Consider the following 19,704-nt stretch of genomic DNA (forward strand, 5'->3'; position numbering starts at 1 on the left):
AAAACGAAATTTCAACAAGATTGGGTGTATCCCTTACGTTGAAATGCCCTGGAACCTGACATAGGGTCAGGACGAACACATTACTTCTGAGTGGAGTTTAGAGTCATGAAAAACATTATTGCCGTTTCCGCGATCGCGATCATGGCTGCAACCGGTGCGTTTGCCCAAGCTGAAGGCGGTGCTGCTGCCGCTGGTGCTGGCGGTGCTGGCGCAGCAGGCGCAGGCGCCGCAGGTCTGGGTGTTGGTGGCCTGAGCGCCGCAGCCATTGCGGGTGTTGCTGTTGCCGCCGCTGCTGTTGTTGCTGTTGTGACTGACGATGACGATGCAACTTCCACCACCACCACCACCGAATAATTCGGAGGTTGGCTGCACGCCCTCTGGCGCACTGCTGGTGATCTAAGATGTGAGACCGCCGGGACATCATCTGTCCCGGCGGTTTTCTTTTGGGCGCGCCTCTGGTGTTGCGGGGGCAGCGGGCGCCTTGGTGAGGCGTTGTTCAGTCCGATGCGGCAGAGTGCAGGACTGACGTTCTGCGCCAATAGGAGGCCCGCAATGCCCGCCAGTTCTGCCAACCGCTCTTCTCGTCTGAACCTGCCTTATCTGCTGCCTGCGCAGGCGCAGAAACATGTGACCCATAATGAAGCCCTGCTGCGTCTGGATCAGCTGTGCCAATTGGTGTTGGCGCAGGTTGACGCGCTGGATCCGCCGGTCGCCCCCGCCAATGGTGCGGCCTATGGGCTGGCGGCAAATCCAACCGGTGCCTGGGCCGGGCAGGGGGGGCAGCTTGCTTTCTTTGAAGGCGACGCCTGGCATTTTCTGACACCGCAGCCTGGTTGGCGAGCCTGGGTGCGGGATCTCGACCAGATGCAGGTCTGGGATGGGGCGGCCTGGCAATTGGCCGAGAGCGCAGAACGCGCCCGCCTTGGGGTGGGCACCTCGGCAGATGCGCAGAACCCTCTGGCGGTGGCAGGGCCTGCAACGCTGTTCACCCATGCGGGCACAGGCCATCAGCTGAAACTCAACAAGGCCACGGCGGCGGACACCGCAAGCCTGCTGTTCCAGTCGGGCTTCACCGGCCATGCCGAGATCGGGCTGGCCGGTGATCTGGGGCTGTCGGTGAAAACCAGCCCCGATGGCAACAGTTGGAGCGAAGTTCTGAAAGTCGACCCAGCCACCGCCACACTTGGCGGGGTGGCAGTACAGGCGGCAGCAGATGATGTGACTCCGGGGCGGTTGATGCGGGCGGATTACGGCTATGGGCCCGGCAATCTTCTTGGGGCGGTCAGTCGCGCCGCAGGTCAGCCCACCGGCGCCGTTATGGAACGTGGCGAGGATGCAAATGGCGCTTATCTGCGTCTGGCGGATGGCAGTCAGATGGTCTGGGGCGCGCGGGCGTCCGGCACGGTCTGGAGCTTCCCACGCGCCTTTATTGCACCGCCGCAGGTGATGGTGACCGCCACACAGGGCGGGCGTCTGGTCTGGGCGGATGGGGTTTCGGCCAGTGCAGCAACACCGCGCAGTGAGACCCCTGCAGGGGCGGAGCAGACCGGTGACCCCCTGCAGTGTTTTGCCGTTGGACGGTGGGACTGATCCGGGTCAGCAGGTCCGTTAAAGGGCGCCTGCGCGGCTGAAGACGCCAAAGAAGTTGCCAATCAGGTTGGAAATCGTCAGCGCATCGTTGATCGGGCTTTCGGTGGCCATGACCAGGTCCCCGGGGTTTATTTTGAAGTTGCGCGCGGAAAAGAGTCCGTCCGCCGAAGTCAGATCGAGGGTGAATACCACCCGAGTTTGGCGCGGTCCGCGTTGGCCCGGGGCCACGGCCCGGGGCTCATATTCGCGCAGCACCAACAGGCCCTGCGGGTCGGCGCGCCCGTCCTGGAAGCCGCCCGAAATCGACAGCGCATCCATTGCCGAGACCTCGTCCTTGGTAAAGATATGCAGATCTTCTCGGCCTGTGGCGCCAAAGGACAAGAAATAACGCTCGTCCTCTTCGACAAAGACCCGGTCGCCGCCACGCAGCAGGGTGTCTTGGTTGGGTGCATTCAGCAGGCTGTCCACCGAGGTGCCATAAAGCTGACCACTGCGCATCAGGCGGATTTGGGGGTTGTTGAGATTGGCAGAAATGCCGCCCCCGGCTGCGATCAGACCCAGCACCGAATAATTGCGATCGGGCATGGGATAGGTGCCGGGTTGGGCCACACCCGAGACCAGATCGACCGAATTGTTGCGCCCCTCTTTCATGTCCAGCTGCAGTTGCGCAGAGGGCACAATGCTTTCGAGCTGCTGTTGCAGGCTGGTGCGGGCATCATCGGGGCTCATACCTTTGACATAGACCTCACCGACATAGGGCATGAAGACCGTACCATTGGCGCCCACGCGCACATCTTGCAGCTGCACCATTTTCTGTTCGGTCGAAGTCAGAAGCGAGTTGGCATTGCTGTCCCAGATCCGCAGCGTGAGCAGGTCGCCCGGCTGCAAGATCTGCGTCTTGGACCCGCGCGAGGCTGCAATCCACTGCAGGGTTTCCTGCTTACCGGTCAGCGGCCATTGCGCGACCGTGGGCAGGAAGGCGCGGCTGACCTCATAAAGCGCAAAGCCTGCATCTTCGCGGCTGGATTCCCGCAGGATTTCTTCGCTGGCAGGGGCGCCACCGGGCAACCGCCCGCAGGCCACTGGCACAAGACAGAGGCAAAGGGCGGCGAGAAGGAAGTGGTGGGAGCGCATGCGGAGCCTGTAGAATATGTGAAATTTCTTCCGGCAAGATACTGGCACTGATATAGCCGTCAACACAGGAGAGCCGGGACGGGGGAGAAGCCGCGGAAAGATGCAGGAGCTGTGACATTTTATGACAGGCAATACCGGTGGTGCAGAGACGGACGGCGGGCCACAGCCGAGTCATGAACGGGGCCATAAACTGAGGCAGAACCAGGGGCTGGTCCTGGGCGCCTCAGGGCGGATCGGGCGCTTGCTCCGCCAGCAGTGGGACGTCGGCGCCGCGGTGTGGCAGAGCCGACGCAGATTGGGAGGGGAGGTGGCCGTTTTTGACCCATTAGAGCCTGTTTCTCTGCAGCAAGCCGCCATGGGATGTCGTCGCATTCTCTGTCTGGCCGGGCCCGTTCCGGGGCGCAGCTCCGGTGCGGATCTGGCGGATCACAGCCGTCTGGCCGAGGCGGCCGTGAGGGCAGGGGCGGCCGTCGGGGCGGATGTGCTTCTGGCATCGTCCGCTGCGGTTTACGGTGCGCAGCCCAAGGCGCGCGAAGATCAGCCCCTGACCCCGGCCAACCCCTATGGCATCGCCAAAGCCGAGATGGAGGCCCATGCGCTGGACCTCGGCGCGCGCCTGGGCGTGCGGGTGTGCAATCTGCGGATCGGCAATATTGCTGGTTTTGACGCAGCCCTCGGGGGCTGGCGGCCGGGCTTCACGCTGGACCGGTTTCAAGACGGCACCACCCCAATGCGCAGCTATATAGGCCTCAGCTGCCTTGCCGATGTGCTGGGGGCGCTGCTGCAGCAGGACGATTTGCCAACAGCGCTCAATATTGCCCAGCCCGGTCTGATTGAGATGGGGGCGCTGCTTGAGGCCGCGGGATATGAATTTGCCACCCGTCCTGCGCCGGATACCGCCATCCCTGCGGTGGGGCTTGACCTTTCGCGCCTGAAAGCGCTTTTGGGGGCAGAGCGTCTGCCAGATGCGGATGCTCATGTCATGGTGCGCGATTTTGCCTTATTAGAGCCGGAACTGAAGGAAGCTTTCTGAACTATGAGCCGTGAAATATGACCTGGGACAAGCGCCTGTTCGATCTGTTTTTTGCCTCGCTTCTGATTGTGATCTTGGGGCCCATTTTGCTGGCTTTGCTGGTCTGGCTGCTGATTAAAGAAGGCCGCCCCATTTTCTATGTGGCGGAACGGATGAAGGCGCCGGGAGAGCCGTTCAACCTGTGGAAGCTGCGTACCATGACCGTGGTTGATGAAGACAGTGGCGTGTCAGGCGGCGATAAGGCGGCCCGGGTGACCAAGACCGGGGCCTGGCTGCGCTCTAAACGTCTCGATGAATTTCCGCAGCTGTGGAACATTCTGCGCGGCGATCTGTCCTTTGTCGGCCCGCGTCCGCCCCTGCGCCAATATGTCGAAGCCTACCCCGAGATCTACAATGAGGTGCTGAAGTCGCGCCCCGGCGTCACGGGCCTTGCCTCGATTGTCTATCACCGCCACGAGGCCGCACTGCTGGAGCGCTGCGAAACCCGGGAAGAGACCAATGCGATCTATTCCCGGATCTGTGTGCCCGCGAAGGCGCGGCTGGATCTGATTTATCAGCGCCATCAGAATATGGCCTATGATTTTGATCTGGTGTTCCAGACCATCGGCAATATCTTCATGCGTCGCTGAAGGGGGCCTAGCCAAAAATTATATCATCGGCCAGGGCAGACAGCGCTTCGGCATCAAGCAGATTGCTGAAGGTCAGCACATCGCCGCGGCCAAAGTTCAGCACAAGTCCTTCGTTGGTGATGCGGGCGTGGTCGGCCAGAAGGTCTGCGGCGCTTTCTGATCCGTCTCGCAAAGCTCCCTCCAGCCGCAAGATATCCTCGCTGAGGCGGAAATCCTCGATTTCGTCCTGGTCGTCATTGCGGCCAAAGACAAAAGTATCGGCCAGTGTGCCGCCGCGCAGGGTGTCATTGCCTGCGCCGCCATCCAGCACATCCACACCCTGATTGCCCTGCAGCAGATCGGCCCCGCTGCCACCGCGCAGGGTATCATCGCCAGTGCCACCAAAGAGCTGGTCGATACCATCCCCTCCGGACAGGACATCCGATCCGAAATTGCCATAGAGCGTGTCATTGCCGGAATTGCCATAGAGCGCATCCCACGCCGACCCGGCCGAGATCCAGTCGTGCCCACGCCCGCCGGCAAGATAGTCATCGCCAGAGGAGCCATAGAGATGGTCCTGGCCTTCGCCGCCATAGAGGCTGTCCCAGCCGGACCGGCCGTGGATCGTATCATTGCCAAGGCCACCATCCGCCCAGTCAACGCCATCCCCAGCCGAGATATAGTCGTCACCCGCACCCCCATAAAGCGTGTCGAGCGCGGTGTTGCCGTAAAGCTGGTCATTGCCGATCCCGCCATAAAGCGTGTCATCTCCGGTACCGCCAGACAGGCTGTCGGCGCCGTCTTCACCTTCCAGGTGATCGCGCCCACCGCTGCCCTCCAGCGTGTCCTGCCCCAGGCCACCGAACAGCTGGTCATGACCACCGCCGCCGTCTAGCTGGTCATTGCCATCCTGACCATAAAGCGTGTCATTGCCGTCTTGCCCGGTCAGCTGATCATGGCCCGCGCCACCCACCAGCTGCCCGCTGCCGCGCAGGTTTATGGCAGGTTCTTCAACCAGGGGTGGGCGGTGCAGCCCCAGCAGATCGTAACGCAGGAAATCCGTATAGGACAATGGCCTCAAATCGTCTGTGTAGAGCCTGATTTCGTCGCCGCCGTAGCGCAGCACCGCGCCGTCGCTGGTGGCAGAAATGTCAATTTGCCCAACGGAGCTGAGCCCGCTCCAAGCATTGAGATCAATGCGGTCTTGGCTGGGGTCGAAATTGCGGATCTCGTCCTGATCGCCATCTGCGGCCAGCACAAAGACATCTGCGCCCGCCCCGCCGGTCAGCTGGTCCTGGCCTGCGCCATCCAGCAGGACCCCACCACTATTGGGCGCCACCAGATCATCACGGTCATTGCCGCCCTGTTGCAGCCGCGCTTCCGAGAGTGACAGGCTCAGATGGGTCAGGCCGGGCTCCCGCTCGGAACTGACAAACACATGCAGCTGATTGTCCTCCATATGCAGCTGCAGGCCGTTTATATTGGCCAGCGACAGGGCGGCGCTGTCGGCAATGGTGTCGACCACGCTCAACCGGCCGCCGGGCAGAAGCGCCAGCAGTGTCAGCCCAGCATCGCCGCCTCCCGCCACCACCCAGGTCTGGCCGTTGTGGGTCACGGCCTCGAGGACGGAGAGCGCCCCAAACCGTGTGGCAAGCGTGTCATTGAGATGATGGCGCAGGGTCAGATGGCCGGTGCTATCGAGGGCCATCACCGAAATGGAACTGCTGCCTGCCGCCCCGAGAAGCACCAGCGGCTCGCCTCCGGCCTCGGTCACCAAAAGCGCGCTCGGGGCGTGGACGCCAACTCCTTCTTCAGCACCGAGGCTGCTGCTGTGGCTGAGCTGACCCTGTGCCTCCAGACGATAGGCGCTGAGGCCGGGTTCCGTGCGGGAAGCCGCCAGTACAAAGGACTGCCCCGCCCGTTCGACGGCGGCCATGAGATGCACATCCGCGGCGTAGGTTGCCCTACTGTCGCCACTGTGATGGAGCGCGCGCAAGCTGCCATCGCTATTTGGCCGCAGGCTGAAAAAGCCGGACTGCCCGGCGCCGCTGGCCAAAAGCAGGGAAGTGCCGTCGATCTCCACCGCCATCAGGCAGACCGCATCGGCTGTGAACCCGGACTGTCCGGTGTCATAAAGCGCGCTGCGCGCCTGGGGGGGGGCCTCTTCCAGCACTTGCTCTAGATCGCTTTGCTGCAGGGAGCGGCTACGGCTGCCTAGCGGCAGAGCGCGGAGCGCGCCACTGGCCGCGCTCTCACTGCGCTCAAAGGACAGTGTACCTGCTGCAAAATCGAAGTGATGGCTCAGGCCTGCCGCCGTCATGGCCAGCGTTGTGTTGCCTGCGGCTTCGGTCACCTGAAACCGTGGGGCAACAGCCACATGCTGGCCACGGTCCAGAGACACCACCGCTTCGATTTGAAACCACCCCATGCCACTACGCCCCCATATGCCGCGCCCATTGCTATGGGCTTTAGGCTGCCGTGGCAGGGGGGTGGAGTTGGGGGGGGTCTGTGGTCAAAAAGGGGCAAATACCGAAGATTGTTTCCGGGTTTTGCGGTAATCCCGCGCAGGGTACACAGTTTTTACTTTGTCAGCGGCTGTTCTTCATATTGGCGACATGGCGGGCGATGGCCTCTTCGACATCGTCGTAGTAGGTGACACGGCCATTTTCCAAGACGGCACCAGCATTGCAGAGGTTCCGCACTTCGATAAGGGAGTGGGTCACCACAATGGCGCTGGCGGTCTTCATCCGGGCGTGGAAAATAGCGGAGCTCTTGCGGCGAAAGGCACTGTCCCCCACCGAAGTGACTTCATCCACCAGATAGGTGTCAAAATGCAGGGCCATGGAAATACCAAAGGCCAGCCGCGAGCGCATACCCGAAGAGTAGCTGCGCACGGGCATATGCAAATGCCCCCCAAGCGCGGCAAAATCGGCGACAAAATCCAACAGTTCATCGGTGTCCACACCGTAGATCCGGGCGACAAAACGGGCGTTTTGTGCGCCGGTCAGATCGCGGTGGAACGAGCCCGCAAACCCCACCGGAAAGGACACGCTGCCATGGCGGTGGATCTGGCCACTGTCGGGGTTCATATTGCCCGAGATCATCTGCAACATGGTGGATTTTCCCGCCCCGTTGCGCCCCAGCAGGGCAATTGCCTTGCCCTTGGGAATGGTCAGATTGATGTCACGCGCCACATATTTGCGCCCGTTTGGGGTGGCAAAGCTCTTTGTGAGGTTCTCCAGCACAATCATGGGCAGATCCTCAGCGGCGATCCCGCAGCGAGTAATAAATCAAGGCCAGCGTGGCCCAGGATATCAGCAGGAACAGGCAGACGAGACCAAAGATCAGCACCCGGCGCGGGTATTCGGCGCTTTGGGCCAGCGTTGGGTTCAGATAGGCGGCCAGATAGCGACTTTGTCGCTGGGCTTCGGCTTGGGCGGCATCATAGTTCTGTAGGGCGCCTGCGTATTTCTGCTCGGCAAACTCGCGGTCCACGGAGAGGCGTTCGAACTCGGCCACCAAAGTGGCATAGTTATCACCATCAGCTGCGACCCCGCCGCCGCCGAATTTTTCGCGTTCCTGACGGATACGGGCGCGCAGGGCGGAAATGCGCTGTTCGGTCTGCTGCAGACGCGGGTCATTGGCCTGGGTATTGGTGACCAGAAGATCATAGTTGATCAGTTCGCTGCCCAGCTGCTGCTGCAGGGTGGTCAAAAGCCCCATCTGCAGTTGAATATCAGCGCTGGGGTCGACGATCTGGGTGCGCGAGCGGAAGGCGGTCAGGGATTGCCGGGCCACCTTCAGCTGTTCAACGGCCTGATCCAGCTCTTCGCGGGCATAGCGCATGGCGTCTTCACGCGCGATCGCCGAGAGCGTGTTGATCATCTTCGAGCTTTCTTCAAAGATCATCTGCGCAATGGCGCGCGCCTCTTCCGGGGTGAAGGCCAGAACTTTCAGTTCGATCAGACCGGTGCCGGGGGCGTAGGAAATCTGCACCATGCGCTGCCAATAGGCCAAGAGGTCTTCAATGGCGCTGTCGGGTGCCAGAGAAAACAGCGGGTCCTGATCATAGTAGCGGCTGTAGACGGATTGCAGATCCATGCGGGCGTGGACCTTTTCCACCAGTTCCTGCGACTGGATGAATTCAAAGAGGATGTCACTGTCCGAGGAGGACGCCGAAGACAGGTTGGTGAGGCCGCCCAGAATATCCACTGCCGAAGGCGCCTCTTCGCGCCGAACGGTAAAGCCGAGGCTGGATTTATACTGATCCACCGCACGTTCCCACAAGTAGACGCCGGACAGGCCCGCCGGGATCAGCACACATAGAAGGAAGCTCCACAGCAGCAGCCAATGACGTTTCTTGGCGCGGGCCTGACGGGCCGGTGCATAGATCGGATCTTTGTGGGGGGCTTTGCTGTCTGGTTTTAGCGCCTGTTTAGGGGTGGGTTTTGGGGGTGATTTCGGGGCAGGCTTGGCAGCCGGTTTTGTCTCTTTCTGTGCGGCCTGTTCTTTGGCTCGGGCCGCCAGACGCGTAGCGCGCTGTTTGGCTTTGGCACGGGACTGCCCCTTGACCGGAGGGCGAGGTGGGGCTTTGCCTTTACCTTTCCGGTTTTTGGTAGTTTTCTGTCGGGGTGTCTCCCCCCCCGCGGTGGAATCCGGGGCGGGTTTGGCCGTTAGTGCCGACTGGGACTCCAATTGGGGGGGCGATTGGGGCGCAGACTGTGGGCTTGGCTTGGTGCTGGACTGCGGCCCCGATGGGGGGCTCGGCTTAGCGGCAGTGTTTGGGGCTTGTGCGTGGTTTGGACTCTGCGTTTGTGTCTGTCCCGTGCCGCTCGCGGTCTGAGAAGGGGTATGCGGGGTGCCCGCGGCAGCACTCTGCGGCTTTGCGGCCAGAGCGCGGGGATTTGATTGAATGTCAGCCAAGAGTATGGTCCAAACAGTTGCTTTCCAAACGCCTTACTCTGATTTCACAAACTGCACGAAAGTACCAGTCTTTATGACAGACCCTTCTCTCCCGGAGGTTGCTCCGCCGCTGATGCCTGCATTGAAACCGGCTGCGCACCCGCATCTGCGGTTTCGTGGAGCACGGGCGATCACCGCATTGATCCTGCGTGAGATGTCGACCACCTATGGACGCAGCCCGGGGGGGTACCTCTGGGCCGTTCTGCAGCCGGTGGCGATGATCGTTATGCTGACACTGGCCTTTTCGGTGCTGCTGCGCTCGCCGTCTCTGGGCACCAGTTTTCTGCTGTTTTATGCCAGCGGTTTTCTGATCATGCGGATGTTTCAGGAGGTGGTCTCTGCGGTGGGCTGGGCCATCGGCTTTAATCAGGCGCTGCTGGCCTATCCGCGGGTGACGTACGTGGACACGCTGGTGGCGCGTGGCGTGCTGGCGCTGCTGACCCAGATCATGGTCTCTGCCATCGTGCTGGTCGGGATTTTTCTCTATGATGATGTGCGGGTGATTTTGGATTTTGCGCCTATTTTGCTGGCCTATGGCATGGCGATTTTGTTGGGTTTTGGCATTGGGACTTTCAATGCCTACGCCAGCTTTTCTTTCCCGGTCTATAAAACCGTCTGGGGTATTCTGACCCGGCCGCTGATGCTGGTGTCGGGGATCTTCTATATCTATGAGGATTTGCCGGAATTTGCCCAAACGGTGCTGTGGTATAATCCGCTGATCCATCTGACGGGCCTCGCCCGGATGGGGTTTTATGCGGATTATGATCCTGGTTATATCTCGCTTCTGTATGTGGCGCTGGTGGCTTGTATCCCGATGTTCTTTGGGGTGTTGATGCTGCGCCGCTATTCCAAGGACATCCTCTACAAATAAAGGCTCTCGTCGGTGGTGGCCTGAGACCTTTGATACTTGGAGAGGCTGATAAAAAAGGCCGCCCTGTTGGGGGCGGCCTTTGGTCTGTGATAGGAGGCTCAAACAGAGGCCCGAAGCGGCGCTTATTGCGCGGCGGTCTCGTGCTGTTCCTTGACCCACTTCAGCTTGTCGCGCTGCACCTGCTCAACCGGCAGGATCTCTTGGCCTTTGTAGGCCAGCGCGGCATCGACGTGCTTCAGGTCACGGCACAGGCGGCGCAGCCCATCGGGCTCGAGCGATGCGGCGTGGTCGGTGCCTTTCCAGGTGCGGTCCAGAGTGAAGTGACGTTCGATGTGGGTGAATTTACCCTTACCGTCTGCTTCCATCGCCCGGCCAACGGCCAGCGCAGCCACGTCAGCGGCAATGCCGAGGTGGTGACCGGAGAAACCGATACCTTTGACGGTGGCCCCGAATTTTTCCATCAGGTTGCGGATTTCAAACAGGCAGATGTCTTCAAAGGCGACCGGGTAGCCAGAGGTGCAGGAGTAGACCACCAGGTCTTTTGCACGGCCGCGCTCGGCGTAGAAGTTCACCAGATCAACGATTTCCTGACCGGTGGACATGCCGGTGGAGACATGGATCTCGCCGGCGTAATGCTCGCAGAGGTAGCCCTGAAGGTCATAGTGCTGGTTGGTGGCAGAGGGGATTTTCAGCAGCGGCGGGTTCAGCGCAGCCATTTCCTTGGCCGAGGTCAGATCCCAAACGCTGGTGGAATAGGCAATGCCGTTCTCGGTACAGCAGTCGATCAGCTCTTTGTGCTGGTCGGTGTCCATTTCCAGAAACTCGCGGTGCGCCCCATAGGTGTCACCATAGGCGTTTGCCGGCACCGGGTGCGGGGTGTCGTATTGCTCCGGGGTCAGCAATTCGCGGTTGTGGCGCTTTTGGAACTTTGCAATGTCTGCTTTACAGACATGGGCCGCAACGCGGATCAGTTCCTTGGCAATTTCGAGATCGCCTTTGTGGTTGCAGCCGATCTCCGCAATAACTTTAACGGGAGTGTGTTCTTCGCTCATATGTTTGATCCAATGTGTTCCAAGACAGATCTGCTGCGGGTATCAGCCTTTCTTATGAAAGAGACCACCACAGCCGTGGGCTTCTGCTTTGTAGCGACCCAGCTCCCCTGCCGCAAATGGGAAATGTACTTATGACAGACGCTAACAACATTCCGGCAGATCCCCCGGTCATTTCTGTCATAATGCCTGTGTATAATGCGGTTCAAACCCTTGAGCGGGCCGTGCAATCTGTGCAGGCACAAAGCCGCAGAGACTGGGAATTGCTGCTGATCGAGGATGGATCGCAGGATGGATCGGCGGATCTTTGCGCATCTTTGGCTGCCGCGGACCCGCGTGTGCGCCTGTTGCGGCAACCGGGCAACACTGGCGCAGCGATTGCACGCAATGCGGGAATAGCTCAGGCACGCGGCCGCTTTATTGCCTTTTTGGATTCCGATGACGAATGGTTGCCCGAAAAACTGTCGCATCAGTTGGACTTCATGGCGCAGAGGGGGGCTGCTTTTAGTTATACTGGCTTCTGGCGCGCCCGGGCCGATCAGCCACCCCATCAGGTACATGTGCCCGCCTCGGTGGATCGGGCCGAGTTGCTGCGGGGTAATGTGATTGGCTGTCTGACGGTAATTTATGATCGCAGCCAGCTCCGGGATCAATCCATGCCTGAGCTGCGCATGCGGCAGGATTTCGCCTTCTGGCTGCAACTGCTGGCGCATTGCCCGCGTGCCTATGGTCTGGATGAGCCTTTGGCGGTGCATCATGTGATGGCTTCTTCTTTGTCTTCGCCGCGCGGGCGGGCCATGCGGGCCACCTGGCGGATGTATCGCCAGCATCTGCAGCTCTCTGTCGGGCAGTCCGTCTGCTATATGGCCAGTCATCTGCTGCGCCGGTTGCGCAGAGGCTAGGCAGGGATCTGGGGTCTCCACCAGCGGTGTGGGCGGGCGGTTGGCAGCTCAGGCAATTCCCGCTAAGACCGTGATCAAAATGTTCTGATCGCGCGTCTGGGCTGGTGCTGGTTCTGATGGGCAAAGAGGTACGAATGACTTTGAGAAGACGGTTCCTGGCAGCGGCTCAGGCCTTTCGCAACCCCGACCGAGTGGTGTTGCCGCGTGTGGTGGAGCGGCTCGAACGGGCCGAAGTCGAAAAACAGGCCTGGGAAGGCGGTGAAGGCCGCTGGGAACGGGTCGAAACTGTTGCCAAGGTCGCATTACAACAGGCGGGGCTCAGCTCTGGGCGGATGCTCGAAATCGGAGGTCGTCTCAATCCGAGGCACATGAATTTTCCCCAGTTCGACTATACCGCGCTGGATCTGGCCGAGGCGCCCGGCGCAGCAGGGGAGAAACGGGTCGAGGTGGCTGTGGGCAATATCACTGACTGCCCGCATATTCCTGATGCGAGCTTTGACTTCATCTTCAGCCTTGATGTGTTCGAACATATCGACCGCCCTTGGTTGGCAGCAAAAGAGATCCAGCGGTTGTTGAAACCGGGTGGTGTCACCGTGCACAGCACTTTGTTCTCGTGGCGTTATCACCCTTGCCCGATTGACTATTGGCGTTATTCGGCCGAGGGGCTGAAGTCGCTGTTTGGCGGGCTCGAATGCCTGCACGCGGATTTTGACTACACCGAACGCCGCCGCGATTTGCGCGGTCGCGATGGCAATATGATCGAATGTGATGCGCTTGGCGGTTGGCGAGAAAACGTGCGGGTGCATTACGCGGGCACGAAGCCGCGCGTCCAGCAGTGAGTGGGCCTGTTGACCTTACAGTTGCGATTTCAACGCTAGGGGCGGGTATTGACCGCATTCAACTGCCAGAGCCAGTGGCTGGGATCCGCTATCTGGTGCTGCATCAGTGCCCGCAACAGGTGTCTTCTGTTTTACTGCGCGCTGATGTCCGCGTGGTGGCGCTGGATACGGTTGGGCTATCCAACAGCCGAAATGCGGCTCTGGAGCAGGCAGAAACAGATCTCCTGATCTTTGCGGATGATGATACCACCCTCTTTCTCGATGGGGTGCAGTCCCTAGCGCAAAGCCTTGCAGCAGCGCCTGATCTGGCCTTGGCCGTGGGCTGGCGCGCCGAGCGGCTCCCGTCGCAAGCACGTCGCGCTTATCTGACGCGTTTCAACAGCGGTCGCATTTGTGCGCCGGAGTTCATGGTCCGCCGCAGCTTATTCCGGACTGCGGGCGTGCGGTTTGACCCTGACTTCGGCCTTGGGGCGCGCTTTGGGTTGGGCGAAGAATATGTTTTTGTCACCGACGCGCTGCGCGCAGGTCTGCGCGGCATCACCCTGCCGGTTGTGACCGGCTCCCACCCCGAGGAGAGCACTGGAGATTTGTGGTCCGATCCGACCCTGATGGCGGCGCGCCAAGCGGTGATTGCCCGGGTCTTTGGCCGCTGGGCTCTGGCGGTGCGGGCTGTCTATATGCTGCGCCACCGTCACAGGTTTGACAGTTTGGAAGGCAGGCTTCGGTTTGTTCTTGGAACTGGAACATTTGTCCGGGACAAGCGGAGCGCGCTCGACTAAGAACGCCTCTGTGACAGCGGACCCGGATAAGTGGTCTGGTGTATGGCTTAGGTTGTTTTGGTTAAACGTGGAATAAATGAAGAACTGCATGTGGAGTAAATGATGCAATCAGATGATAAGCTTTCTTCTCTGATGAAAGACATTGTGCGTTACGAGCGCACCATCGGGGAGCTTTTGGACAAGAACGATGCCTTGTCCGGAGAGGTTGCACTCCATGCAAAAGAACGCGAGGCTTGGTTTGCCAATCGTCAGGATGGTATCAATTCTGAGTTGTCCTCTTTGACCAATATGGTGCTGCGTCTGTCCGAACAACAAGGACGCCAGTTTGATATGGTCTATCGTCTTCTGGCGCAGAGTATGATTGGCCAGGGCGATAGAAAATCCGACACCGGTGGCACGACCGATCTTCTGCTGAACCATGCCATGGATCGCTCTGCGGCTTTTGCCGACACCATTGGCCGTATTGTCACTGGCCGTACCGTTGAACGCACGGCAAAACACCGCGTTGAATTAGCCGAGGATTCCTCCATCAGAGCTCTGCGCGGCAAGCTGGTGCAGGATGCCAATATCGCCACAGGCGGTAATATTGCCCTCGTGCTGGAAGAAAATGGCGAAACCGGTGTGCACAGCCTGATCTTCCCTGTGGCTGAAGTGTCCGCCACGGGCTTCCGCGGTGTCACACTCGAGGTCAAGCCGCTGGAAACTCGCGCTCTGCGGGTGCGGATCCGTCAAAGCGACGATTGGCGCAACAATTCGGAGGTCAATATTGACCTCAAAACCCTGCGCCACGCCAATTTTGAAACTACTTTTGCTCTGGGTCGACGGGAAGTGGCTGTGACCAACCTGCGCGAAGGCTGGGTCCGGATCAAGATCGAGACCGGGCTGGAAATGAGCGATGCTCCCATTGAGCTGGAGCTGATCGCCATGGGCAATGTCACTGCGCGTTCGTCCAAGCGTAAGGGCAGCGGCAGGGCGGCGTTTGCGATCAAAACCTGTGATCTGCTGCGCTCTGACGGGCTGACGTCGTCCCAGACCGATGAGGTGGTTCAGGAAGAGATGAACGACGTCAAGCGTACGGCGCCAGCAATTATGAAGGTGGACATCAACACTCCAAGCCAAGAGCGAAAGCGTCGCGAGAAACGCGAAGCTTATCTGGCCTCCGGCGCGTATCGCAAGCTGACTCGTTTCCGCAATATGCATGCAGGTAAACGTGCCTTCATTATTGGCAATGGCCCCTCAATCAACAAGCAAGACCTGACGCTGTTGAAGGATGAGGTGACCTTTGTCACCAACTGGTTCATCAACCACCCGCAATACAATGAAATCGATCCGAGCTATTTCTGCGTCTCCTCTCACGAGATGTTTGGCGGCTGGGGCACGCCCGAACCTAAAGCCAACCAGGACTGGTTGCAGGGCATGCTGGCGCGTGCAGGCAATGCGCATAAGTTTTTCTCATACCCGTTCCGCGACTTCCTGATCGGGGATGGGGTGTTTCCGGAAGATCAATGTGACTTCCTGCTGTTTGACCGCCCCAAGTATCAGGTCGACCAGCGCGGTGATATCAATCTCGATCTGACCCAGCCGATGGACGATGGCTATACCGGCATTGTCACCTTCTGCCTGCCGCTTGCGCATTTCATGGGCATCACAGAAATCTATTTGATTGGCTGTGACTGTGACTATGGTCTGACCACCCCGGATGCACCGAAGTCTTACTTTTATGACTTCTCTAAGCACACGACTAAAACCACCTCACATGAGGGTCTGACCCGCGTCTGGGCGGAAAATGGCCCGGTCTTCCAAACCTATGAGGTGGTGCGCAATCGCTTCCTGCAAGATGGCATTCAGATCGTGAACTGCACCGATGGCGGCCGTCTCGAAGTGTTCCCGCGCGCCCGATATGAAGATGTGGTAGCGAGTAAGGCATGAACACCCAGGTTGCCCCTTTCATAGACACCTCGTCCGTTGTCCCTTCGGGGGCAAACGAGGGCACCGTGATCTGTTCTGTGGTTAGCGATGATTTTGCGGCAGGGTTCATTCTGATGGAGCGCAGCCTGCGGGCGCACAACCCGGATTGGACCTATCCGATCATTGCTGTGCACAGCAGTATTAAGCCACTCTCCGAGCTGACGAAACAGGTGATCCGCGAACATTGCGAGAATGTGCATTTCGCCACGACCAATGACGTGGCCATGGAACCGATCTATGACTATGCGCGTGAAGTGATCGGCACCCCGGACCGGTTGTTTCCGGCCTTTGCGCTGCTGGAAATCTTGCGTTGGTCCTTCTTTAAACGGGTGATCGCGATCGACAGCGATGTGCTGATCCGGGGCTCGCTGGAGCCGCTGTTGCATGCTTCTGCGCCGCTGTCGGCCGTGCGCGCCTTCCATTCGGAACGCAATGAGCCGATGACCTTTGTCAATACCGGCGTCATGGTCTTGAACGAGACCTTCCTGAAGGGGTTTGAGTTCAGCCGCATTCGCGAATTCCTTGGCGATCGCACCCCGCGCCCCGGCACCGGGAAGGCGGATCAGGCGATCCTAAATATTCTGATGCATAATGCGGTTCTGGGGTATTTGCCGCCACGGTTCAATTACACCAAGCGGTCGGTGATGGTCGAAATGCAGCGCCGCGGGCTGGATGTGGACGACCCCGATGCAGTCGAAGCGTTCCTGGACGAGGAAGATGTGCGCATTTTCCACTATGTGGGGGAAAAACCTTGGAACCCAAAGGTGCGCCAACGCGAAGAAGCCTATAGCGCGATGGATGCCTTCTGGCACCGGGCCAGCGAAGACCACGGCCAGCGCAGTCTGTTCCAGCTGATGGATATCCAGCGTCGCAGGTGGCAGGATCGCTACACCACGAGTGTCCGCCGGGCTCAGGAAAAGAAACCTTCCAATGCATCCGCTTTTGAACGGTTGGTTGCGATCAACATGGGCATGTGATCTATGTTTTGGAAAACAGGAATTTAATATGGTGAGCTCTTCTCGGCAAAAGCCCTTGGTTGATTTCTTTATTGTCGGGGCAATGAAGTCCGGCACCTCCTCTCTCAGAGACCTGCTGCGGCAGCATGACGGGGTGGATATCTACCGCGGGGAAATTCATTACTTTGACAAAGAGACGCTGTTTGAGCAGGGTGACGACTGGTATCACGACCATTTCGAGATGGATAAATCGGGTGTGTTGCATGGGGACAAAAGCCCCTCTTACAGTCTCGATAAAGACGCCCCTGCGCGCATTCACGCCTATAACCCCGAAGCGCGGCTGATCTGGATTTTTCGCAATCCGGTGAAACGGGCAGTGTCGAACTTCCACCATGCCAAGAAGCGCAACCAAGAGGCCATGAGCTTGGAGAGTTCACTGGCGCAGGCTGAGGAACTGGCTGCCAAAAACAGCCCCGCTGCCTATTTGTTCCGGTCGCAATACGAACGTCATTTGGCGGCTTTCGCAGAGCATTTCTCAGCCGAGCGTCAGTATATTATGATCTTCGAAGAACTGCTCGCTGATCCGGCGGCGGAAACCCGTAAGCTTTTGAATTGGCTGGGACTGCCGAACGATGTCGAGCTGGAATTGCCGCACAGTAATGAGGGCCGGTCTGTCATCAAGCGGAAGTTCCCGGTCGCGCCGGACACGGTGGCCCAATTGGAGGAATTGTTGCAGCCGACCGTAGATGCGATCGAGACTCGTTTGGGACGCCCAATCCCGTCTTGGTCCTAAGCTGAACAGCGTAATTCAGGTGTCGTGAATACCTGCCGGTAGCCCTCCTGGGCTGCCGGATTGCACGAAAAGATCGATCTGAACATTAGAGGTCTGCGTGACGGCTCTTTCTCTGCATATTCCCAATGTCTTTGAACATCATCAGGTTGGTGATGCCCCGTCGCAGCGGTTGCTGGTGGTTTTCTCGGCTGCCAATGCCTCGAGTTTCACCTTCTTCCGCAGTACCGAAGAGTTGCGCCCGGACCGGTTGCACATTCGCGATCCCGACGGCAATGCCTGGTACCAAAATGGCCTCGCCGAGGGTGAAACCCTGCATGACATTGAAACCCGCATTGCTGAAGTGGCTCAGAACTACCGTGAGGTCTGGATGGTGGGATCCTCTATGGGGGGCTATGCGGCACTTCATTTTGGCACTCGACTGCAGGCACAGAGGGTCCTAGCTATTGCGCCCCAGATTCTGGTCGATAGCCGCTTTTCGCGCGGTCCACGGTCGGGCGTAAAAGTGCATACCCCTGATATTGCCGAGCAGGTTCGTGCCGCCACCCGGACCCAATGTACTATTGTATTTGGCAGCTTTGATCTGATTGACACCTATAATATTGCTCATCTCTATGAGGGCGATCACATGCCCTTGCACATTCGCGTGCTGCAGTATGAAGGTCAGGATCACATGTTGCCGGTGCGGTTGGAAGATGAATGTACGCTGAAGCGTTATTTCCAGCAGATTTTGGTCAAGACCACGGTGCCACAGCTGTCGATCCCCTATCGCGAAGGACGTCCGCTGGATGATACCCGTCTGGCGGTGCTGCGACGCTATATTGGCTACATGCTCAAAAAGGATTTTGTCAGCGCTTATGCAGATCTGAAGGATGATTGCATGGCCTTTCCGGACTGGCATGCGCTGCATTACTATTGGCTGCTGTCGGGGTTCCGTGCCGGTGTGCCACCGCGCAATCTGAAAGCCAGCGCCTGTGCGCTGTCGGATCTGAACCCCGGGGCGATCGACTTTGCCTTTCTGGCGGCGCAATGCTGCGAGGGCTCAGGCGATGTGGAAGGCACTTATGGCTATCTGGACCGGGTCTTTGGCATTCGCCGTTCGCATCCGCCGGGCCGGAAAATGTTGGAACGGTTGCCGCCCCGTCCTGAACGTATCGAAGAGGCGGCTGACGAGTGCGAGTGACGCTTCGCTCGGTGCAATGAACGGTGGGACTAGGCTCTGTCAGAAATGTTAGAGCCTAGTTTGGAAAGTTCAGGGCGCGTAAGAAATTCCTTCGCGATCTGGTGCCGCAATAAAACGGTCGAACAGATCGGCATTGCTGTCTTGATGCATCGCGCGGATCTGGCTGCGCTGTTCGGGGCTCAGCAGGGTTGGGCGCGGGTGGTCCGTATTGGGGTATTCTTCCTGAAGGCGAAGCCGTAGGGCGCGCAGATCCTGAAAATCCTGTAATGGGGCCAGGCGCAGGAATTCGGCCATTGCAGGGGCTGAAAAGCTGCGATTTTCATAGACATCTGGCGCAAAATCCAACCCGGCCGTGTCACACATTGGAGCGAGGAAATCACGGGCATAATCCTCACGGCTGCGGCGAATGGTTTCAAACGGGCGGATGATCAGGTTCTCGGCACCAAAATGTGTCGCCATGCGCTCTGCCAGATTGAGCCAGGACAGGGCGGTTACGTCAAAGCTCTGGAGATAGCTGTCGAAATTGCTCCAGCTGTCATCAGCCAGCAACTTGGTGTGGTCCAGGTGGATTGATGTGGCCAGGGTTTGCAGCCGGTTGATAAAGCTCGCCTCAATAAAGTCATCCTGGCGGCGCACATAGAAGATTACCTTGCGGTCCATACCCTCTGTCAGCTGGGACAGCACTCGCAAAGCCATATCGGCATTGGGATACAGTCTGTCGGCACTGTCCAAATCCGAGGTGCCGAACATGGTCTCTGAAGTCAGCACAGCATTGGGCCAATCCTGATCAAAGGTCTTGAGCTTGCGCCCCAATGTGCGGCGGCGTTTCTTGTAGGCTTCGCGATCTCCATCGCGCAGGAAATGCCAAAACAGATGCCGTGGCTGTATCTTTACCCGCGCCACTCCGCGGGCTTCAAGCGCGGCTTCATTGTGCTTCAGCACGTTCTGCAGGAAGGTGGTCGCCGTCTTGTGGGCGCCAAGATGTAGGTAGAGGGTCAAAAGAAAGGTCCTTTTTGCAACCTCTGCCGTGGTCGGTTCGA

18 protein-coding genes are annotated in these 19,704 nt (G+C 59.0%); 12 read left to right on the forward strand and 6 right to left on the reverse strand.

Features of this window, described 5'->3' with window-relative positions:
* The first annotated feature begins 105 nt into the window (after positions 1–105).
* Positions 106–354 (forward strand): hypothetical protein, encoded by a 249-nt coding sequence (locus TRM7557_RS20095; RefSeq protein ID WP_058291091.1) that lies wholly within the window; start codon positions 106–108, stop codon positions 352–354.
* Positions 355–552: 198 nt separating this feature from the next.
* Entirely contained in the window at positions 553–1,590 is a 1,038-nt protein-coding gene (locus tag TRM7557_RS15265) for a DUF2793 domain-containing protein (RefSeq protein ID WP_058291092.1), read from the forward strand.
* An 18-nt stretch (positions 1,591–1,608) separates the two neighbouring features.
* Here the strand turns inward: TRM7557_RS15265 and TRM7557_RS15270 are convergent, their stop codons facing one another.
* The gene (locus TRM7557_RS15270) at positions 1,609–2,724 is read right to left on the reverse strand and encodes a polysaccharide biosynthesis/export family protein (RefSeq protein ID WP_058291093.1); all 1,116 of its coding nucleotides are present in this window, start codon (positions 2,722–2,724) and stop codon (positions 1,609–1,611) included.
* Positions 2,725–2,938: 214 nt separating this feature from the next.
* Here TRM7557_RS15270 and TRM7557_RS15275 point away from each other — a divergent pair, with 214 nt between their 5' ends.
* Both TRM7557_RS15275 and TRM7557_RS15280 read left to right on the forward strand, forming a co-directional pair.
* The gene (locus tag TRM7557_RS15275; RefSeq protein ID WP_328586552.1) at positions 2,939–3,757 is read left to right on the forward strand and encodes an NAD-dependent epimerase/dehydratase family protein; all 819 of its coding nucleotides are present in this window, start codon (positions 2,939–2,941) and stop codon (positions 3,755–3,757) included.
* Between the two features lie 17 nt (positions 3,758–3,774).
* Entirely contained in the window at positions 3,775–4,386 is a 612-nt protein-coding gene (locus TRM7557_RS15280) for a sugar transferase (protein WP_058291094.1), read from the forward strand.
* A 7-nt stretch (positions 4,387–4,393) separates the two neighbouring features.
* Here TRM7557_RS15280 and TRM7557_RS15285 read toward each other — a convergent pair whose 3' ends face one another.
* The 3 genes from TRM7557_RS15285 to TRM7557_RS15295 all read right to left on the reverse strand — a co-directional run bounded on the left by TRM7557_RS15285 (position 4,394) and on the right by TRM7557_RS15295 (position 8,685).
* Positions 4,394–6,793 (reverse strand): calcium-binding protein, encoded by a 2,400-nt coding sequence (locus TRM7557_RS15285; protein WP_058291095.1) that lies wholly within the window; start codon positions 6,791–6,793, stop codon positions 4,394–4,396.
* Positions 6,794–6,953: 160 nt separating this feature from the next.
* On the reverse strand, positions 6,954–7,616 hold the full coding sequence (locus TRM7557_RS15290; protein ID WP_058291096.1) for an ABC transporter ATP-binding protein: 663 nt from the start codon (positions 7,614–7,616) through the stop codon (positions 6,954–6,956).
* Between the two features lie 10 nt (positions 7,617–7,626).
* Complete coding sequence (locus TRM7557_RS15295; RefSeq protein WP_235811494.1) at positions 7,627–8,685, reverse strand: sugar transporter; 1,059 nt, start codon at positions 8,683–8,685, stop codon at positions 7,627–7,629.
* A 676-nt stretch (positions 8,686–9,361) separates the two neighbouring features.
* On the opposite strand from TRM7557_RS15295, the gene TRM7557_RS15300 reads away from it, so the two are divergent.
* Complete coding sequence (locus TRM7557_RS15300) at positions 9,362–10,198, forward strand: ABC transporter permease (RefSeq protein ID WP_058291097.1); 837 nt, start codon at positions 9,362–9,364, stop codon at positions 10,196–10,198.
* 122 nt (positions 10,199–10,320) lie between these two features.
* Here the strand turns inward: TRM7557_RS15300 and TRM7557_RS15305 are convergent, their stop codons facing one another.
* Positions 10,321–11,250: an N-acetylneuraminate synthase family protein gene (locus TRM7557_RS15305; protein ID WP_058291098.1), complete on the reverse strand. Its 930-nt coding sequence runs from the start codon at positions 11,248–11,250 to the stop codon at positions 10,321–10,323.
* A gap of 131 nt (positions 11,251–11,381) precedes the next feature.
* Between TRM7557_RS15305 and TRM7557_RS15310 the strand changes: the two genes are divergently transcribed.
* The 7 genes from TRM7557_RS15310 to TRM7557_RS15340 all read left to right on the forward strand — a co-directional run bounded on the left by TRM7557_RS15310 (position 11,382) and on the right by TRM7557_RS15340 (position 18,664).
* Positions 11,382–12,149 carry a glycosyltransferase family 2 protein gene (locus TRM7557_RS15310; protein ID WP_058291099.1) on the forward strand — a complete coding sequence of 256 codons (768 nt, stop codon included), beginning with the start codon at positions 11,382–11,384 and terminating at the stop codon, positions 12,147–12,149.
* A gap of 134 nt (positions 12,150–12,283) precedes the next feature.
* Entirely contained in the window at positions 12,284–12,988 is a 705-nt protein-coding gene (locus TRM7557_RS15315; protein WP_058291100.1) for a class I SAM-dependent methyltransferase, read from the forward strand.
* Positions 12,985–13,767, forward strand: coding sequence for a glycosyltransferase family 2 protein (locus TRM7557_RS15320; protein ID WP_165592470.1), 783 nt, complete (start codon positions 12,985–12,987; stop codon positions 13,765–13,767). Before TRM7557_RS15315 ends, TRM7557_RS15320 begins: the two co-directional genes overlap by 4 nt.
* 132 nt (positions 13,768–13,899) lie before the next feature.
* Positions 13,900–15,696, forward strand: a complete 1,797-nt coding sequence (locus TRM7557_RS15325; protein ID WP_131727562.1) for a hypothetical protein — start codon at positions 13,900–13,902, stop codon at positions 15,694–15,696.
* Positions 15,693–16,712, forward strand: a complete 1,020-nt coding sequence (locus TRM7557_RS15330) for a glycosyltransferase (protein WP_058291103.1) — start codon at positions 15,693–15,695, stop codon at positions 16,710–16,712. Before TRM7557_RS15325 ends, TRM7557_RS15330 begins: the two co-directional genes overlap by 4 nt.
* Positions 16,713–16,740: 28 nt before the next feature.
* Positions 16,741–17,484: a sulfotransferase family protein gene (locus tag TRM7557_RS15335; RefSeq protein WP_058291104.1), complete on the forward strand. Its 744-nt coding sequence runs from the start codon at positions 16,741–16,743 to the stop codon at positions 17,482–17,484.
* 97 nt (positions 17,485–17,581) lie between these two features.
* Positions 17,582–18,664, forward strand: a complete 1,083-nt coding sequence (locus TRM7557_RS15340; RefSeq protein WP_058291105.1) for an alpha/beta fold hydrolase — start codon at positions 17,582–17,584, stop codon at positions 18,662–18,664.
* 69 nt (positions 18,665–18,733) lie between these two features.
* Here the strand turns inward: TRM7557_RS15340 and TRM7557_RS15345 are convergent, their stop codons facing one another.
* On the reverse strand, positions 18,734–19,663 hold the full coding sequence (locus tag TRM7557_RS15345) for a hypothetical protein (protein ID WP_058291106.1): 930 nt from the start codon (positions 19,661–19,663) through the stop codon (positions 18,734–18,736).
* Between the last annotated feature and the right edge of the window lie 41 nt (positions 19,664–19,704).

This window comes from Tritonibacter multivorans (assembly GCF_001458415.1).
In the GTDB taxonomy this organism is placed as follows: Bacteria; Pseudomonadota; Alphaproteobacteria; order Rhodobacterales; family Rhodobacteraceae; genus Epibacterium; species Epibacterium multivorans.

Bases quoted from the DNA above. Each gene is read 5' to 3' on its own strand.
- TRM7557_RS20095 (WP_058291091.1), top strand. From the start codon at position 106: ATGAAAAACATTATTGCCGTTTCCGCGATCGCGATCATGGCTGCAACC.
- TRM7557_RS15265 (WP_058291092.1), top strand. From the start codon at position 553: ATGCCCGCCAGTTCTGCCAACCGCTCTTCTCGTCTGAACCTGCCTTAT.
- TRM7557_RS15270 (WP_058291093.1), bottom strand. From the start codon at position 2,724: ATGCGCTCCCACCACTTCCTTCTCGCCGCCCTTTGCCTCTGTCTTGTG.
- TRM7557_RS15280 (WP_058291094.1), top strand. From the start codon at position 3,775: ATGACCTGGGACAAGCGCCTGTTCGATCTGTTTTTTGCCTCGCTTCTG.
- TRM7557_RS15285 (WP_058291095.1), bottom strand. From the start codon at position 6,793: ATGGGGTGGTTTCAAATCGAAGCGGTGGTGTCTCTGGACCGTGGCCAG.
- TRM7557_RS15290 (WP_058291096.1), bottom strand. From the start codon at position 7,616: ATGATTGTGCTGGAGAACCTCACAAAGAGCTTTGCCACCCCAAACGGG.
- TRM7557_RS15300 (WP_058291097.1), top strand. From the start codon at position 9,362: ATGACAGACCCTTCTCTCCCGGAGGTTGCTCCGCCGCTGATGCCTGCA.
- TRM7557_RS15305 (WP_058291098.1), bottom strand. From the start codon at position 11,250: ATGAGCGAAGAACACACTCCCGTTAAAGTTATTGCGGAGATCGGCTGC.
- TRM7557_RS15310 (WP_058291099.1), top strand. From the start codon at position 11,382: ATGACAGACGCTAACAACATTCCGGCAGATCCCCCGGTCATTTCTGTC.
- TRM7557_RS15315 (WP_058291100.1), top strand. From the start codon at position 12,284: ATGACTTTGAGAAGACGGTTCCTGGCAGCGGCTCAGGCCTTTCGCAAC.
- TRM7557_RS15325 (WP_131727562.1), top strand. From the start codon at position 13,900: ATGAAAGACATTGTGCGTTACGAGCGCACCATCGGGGAGCTTTTGGAC.
- TRM7557_RS15330 (WP_058291103.1), top strand. From the start codon at position 15,693: ATGAACACCCAGGTTGCCCCTTTCATAGACACCTCGTCCGTTGTCCCT.
- TRM7557_RS15335 (WP_058291104.1), top strand. From the start codon at position 16,741: ATGGTGAGCTCTTCTCGGCAAAAGCCCTTGGTTGATTTCTTTATTGTC.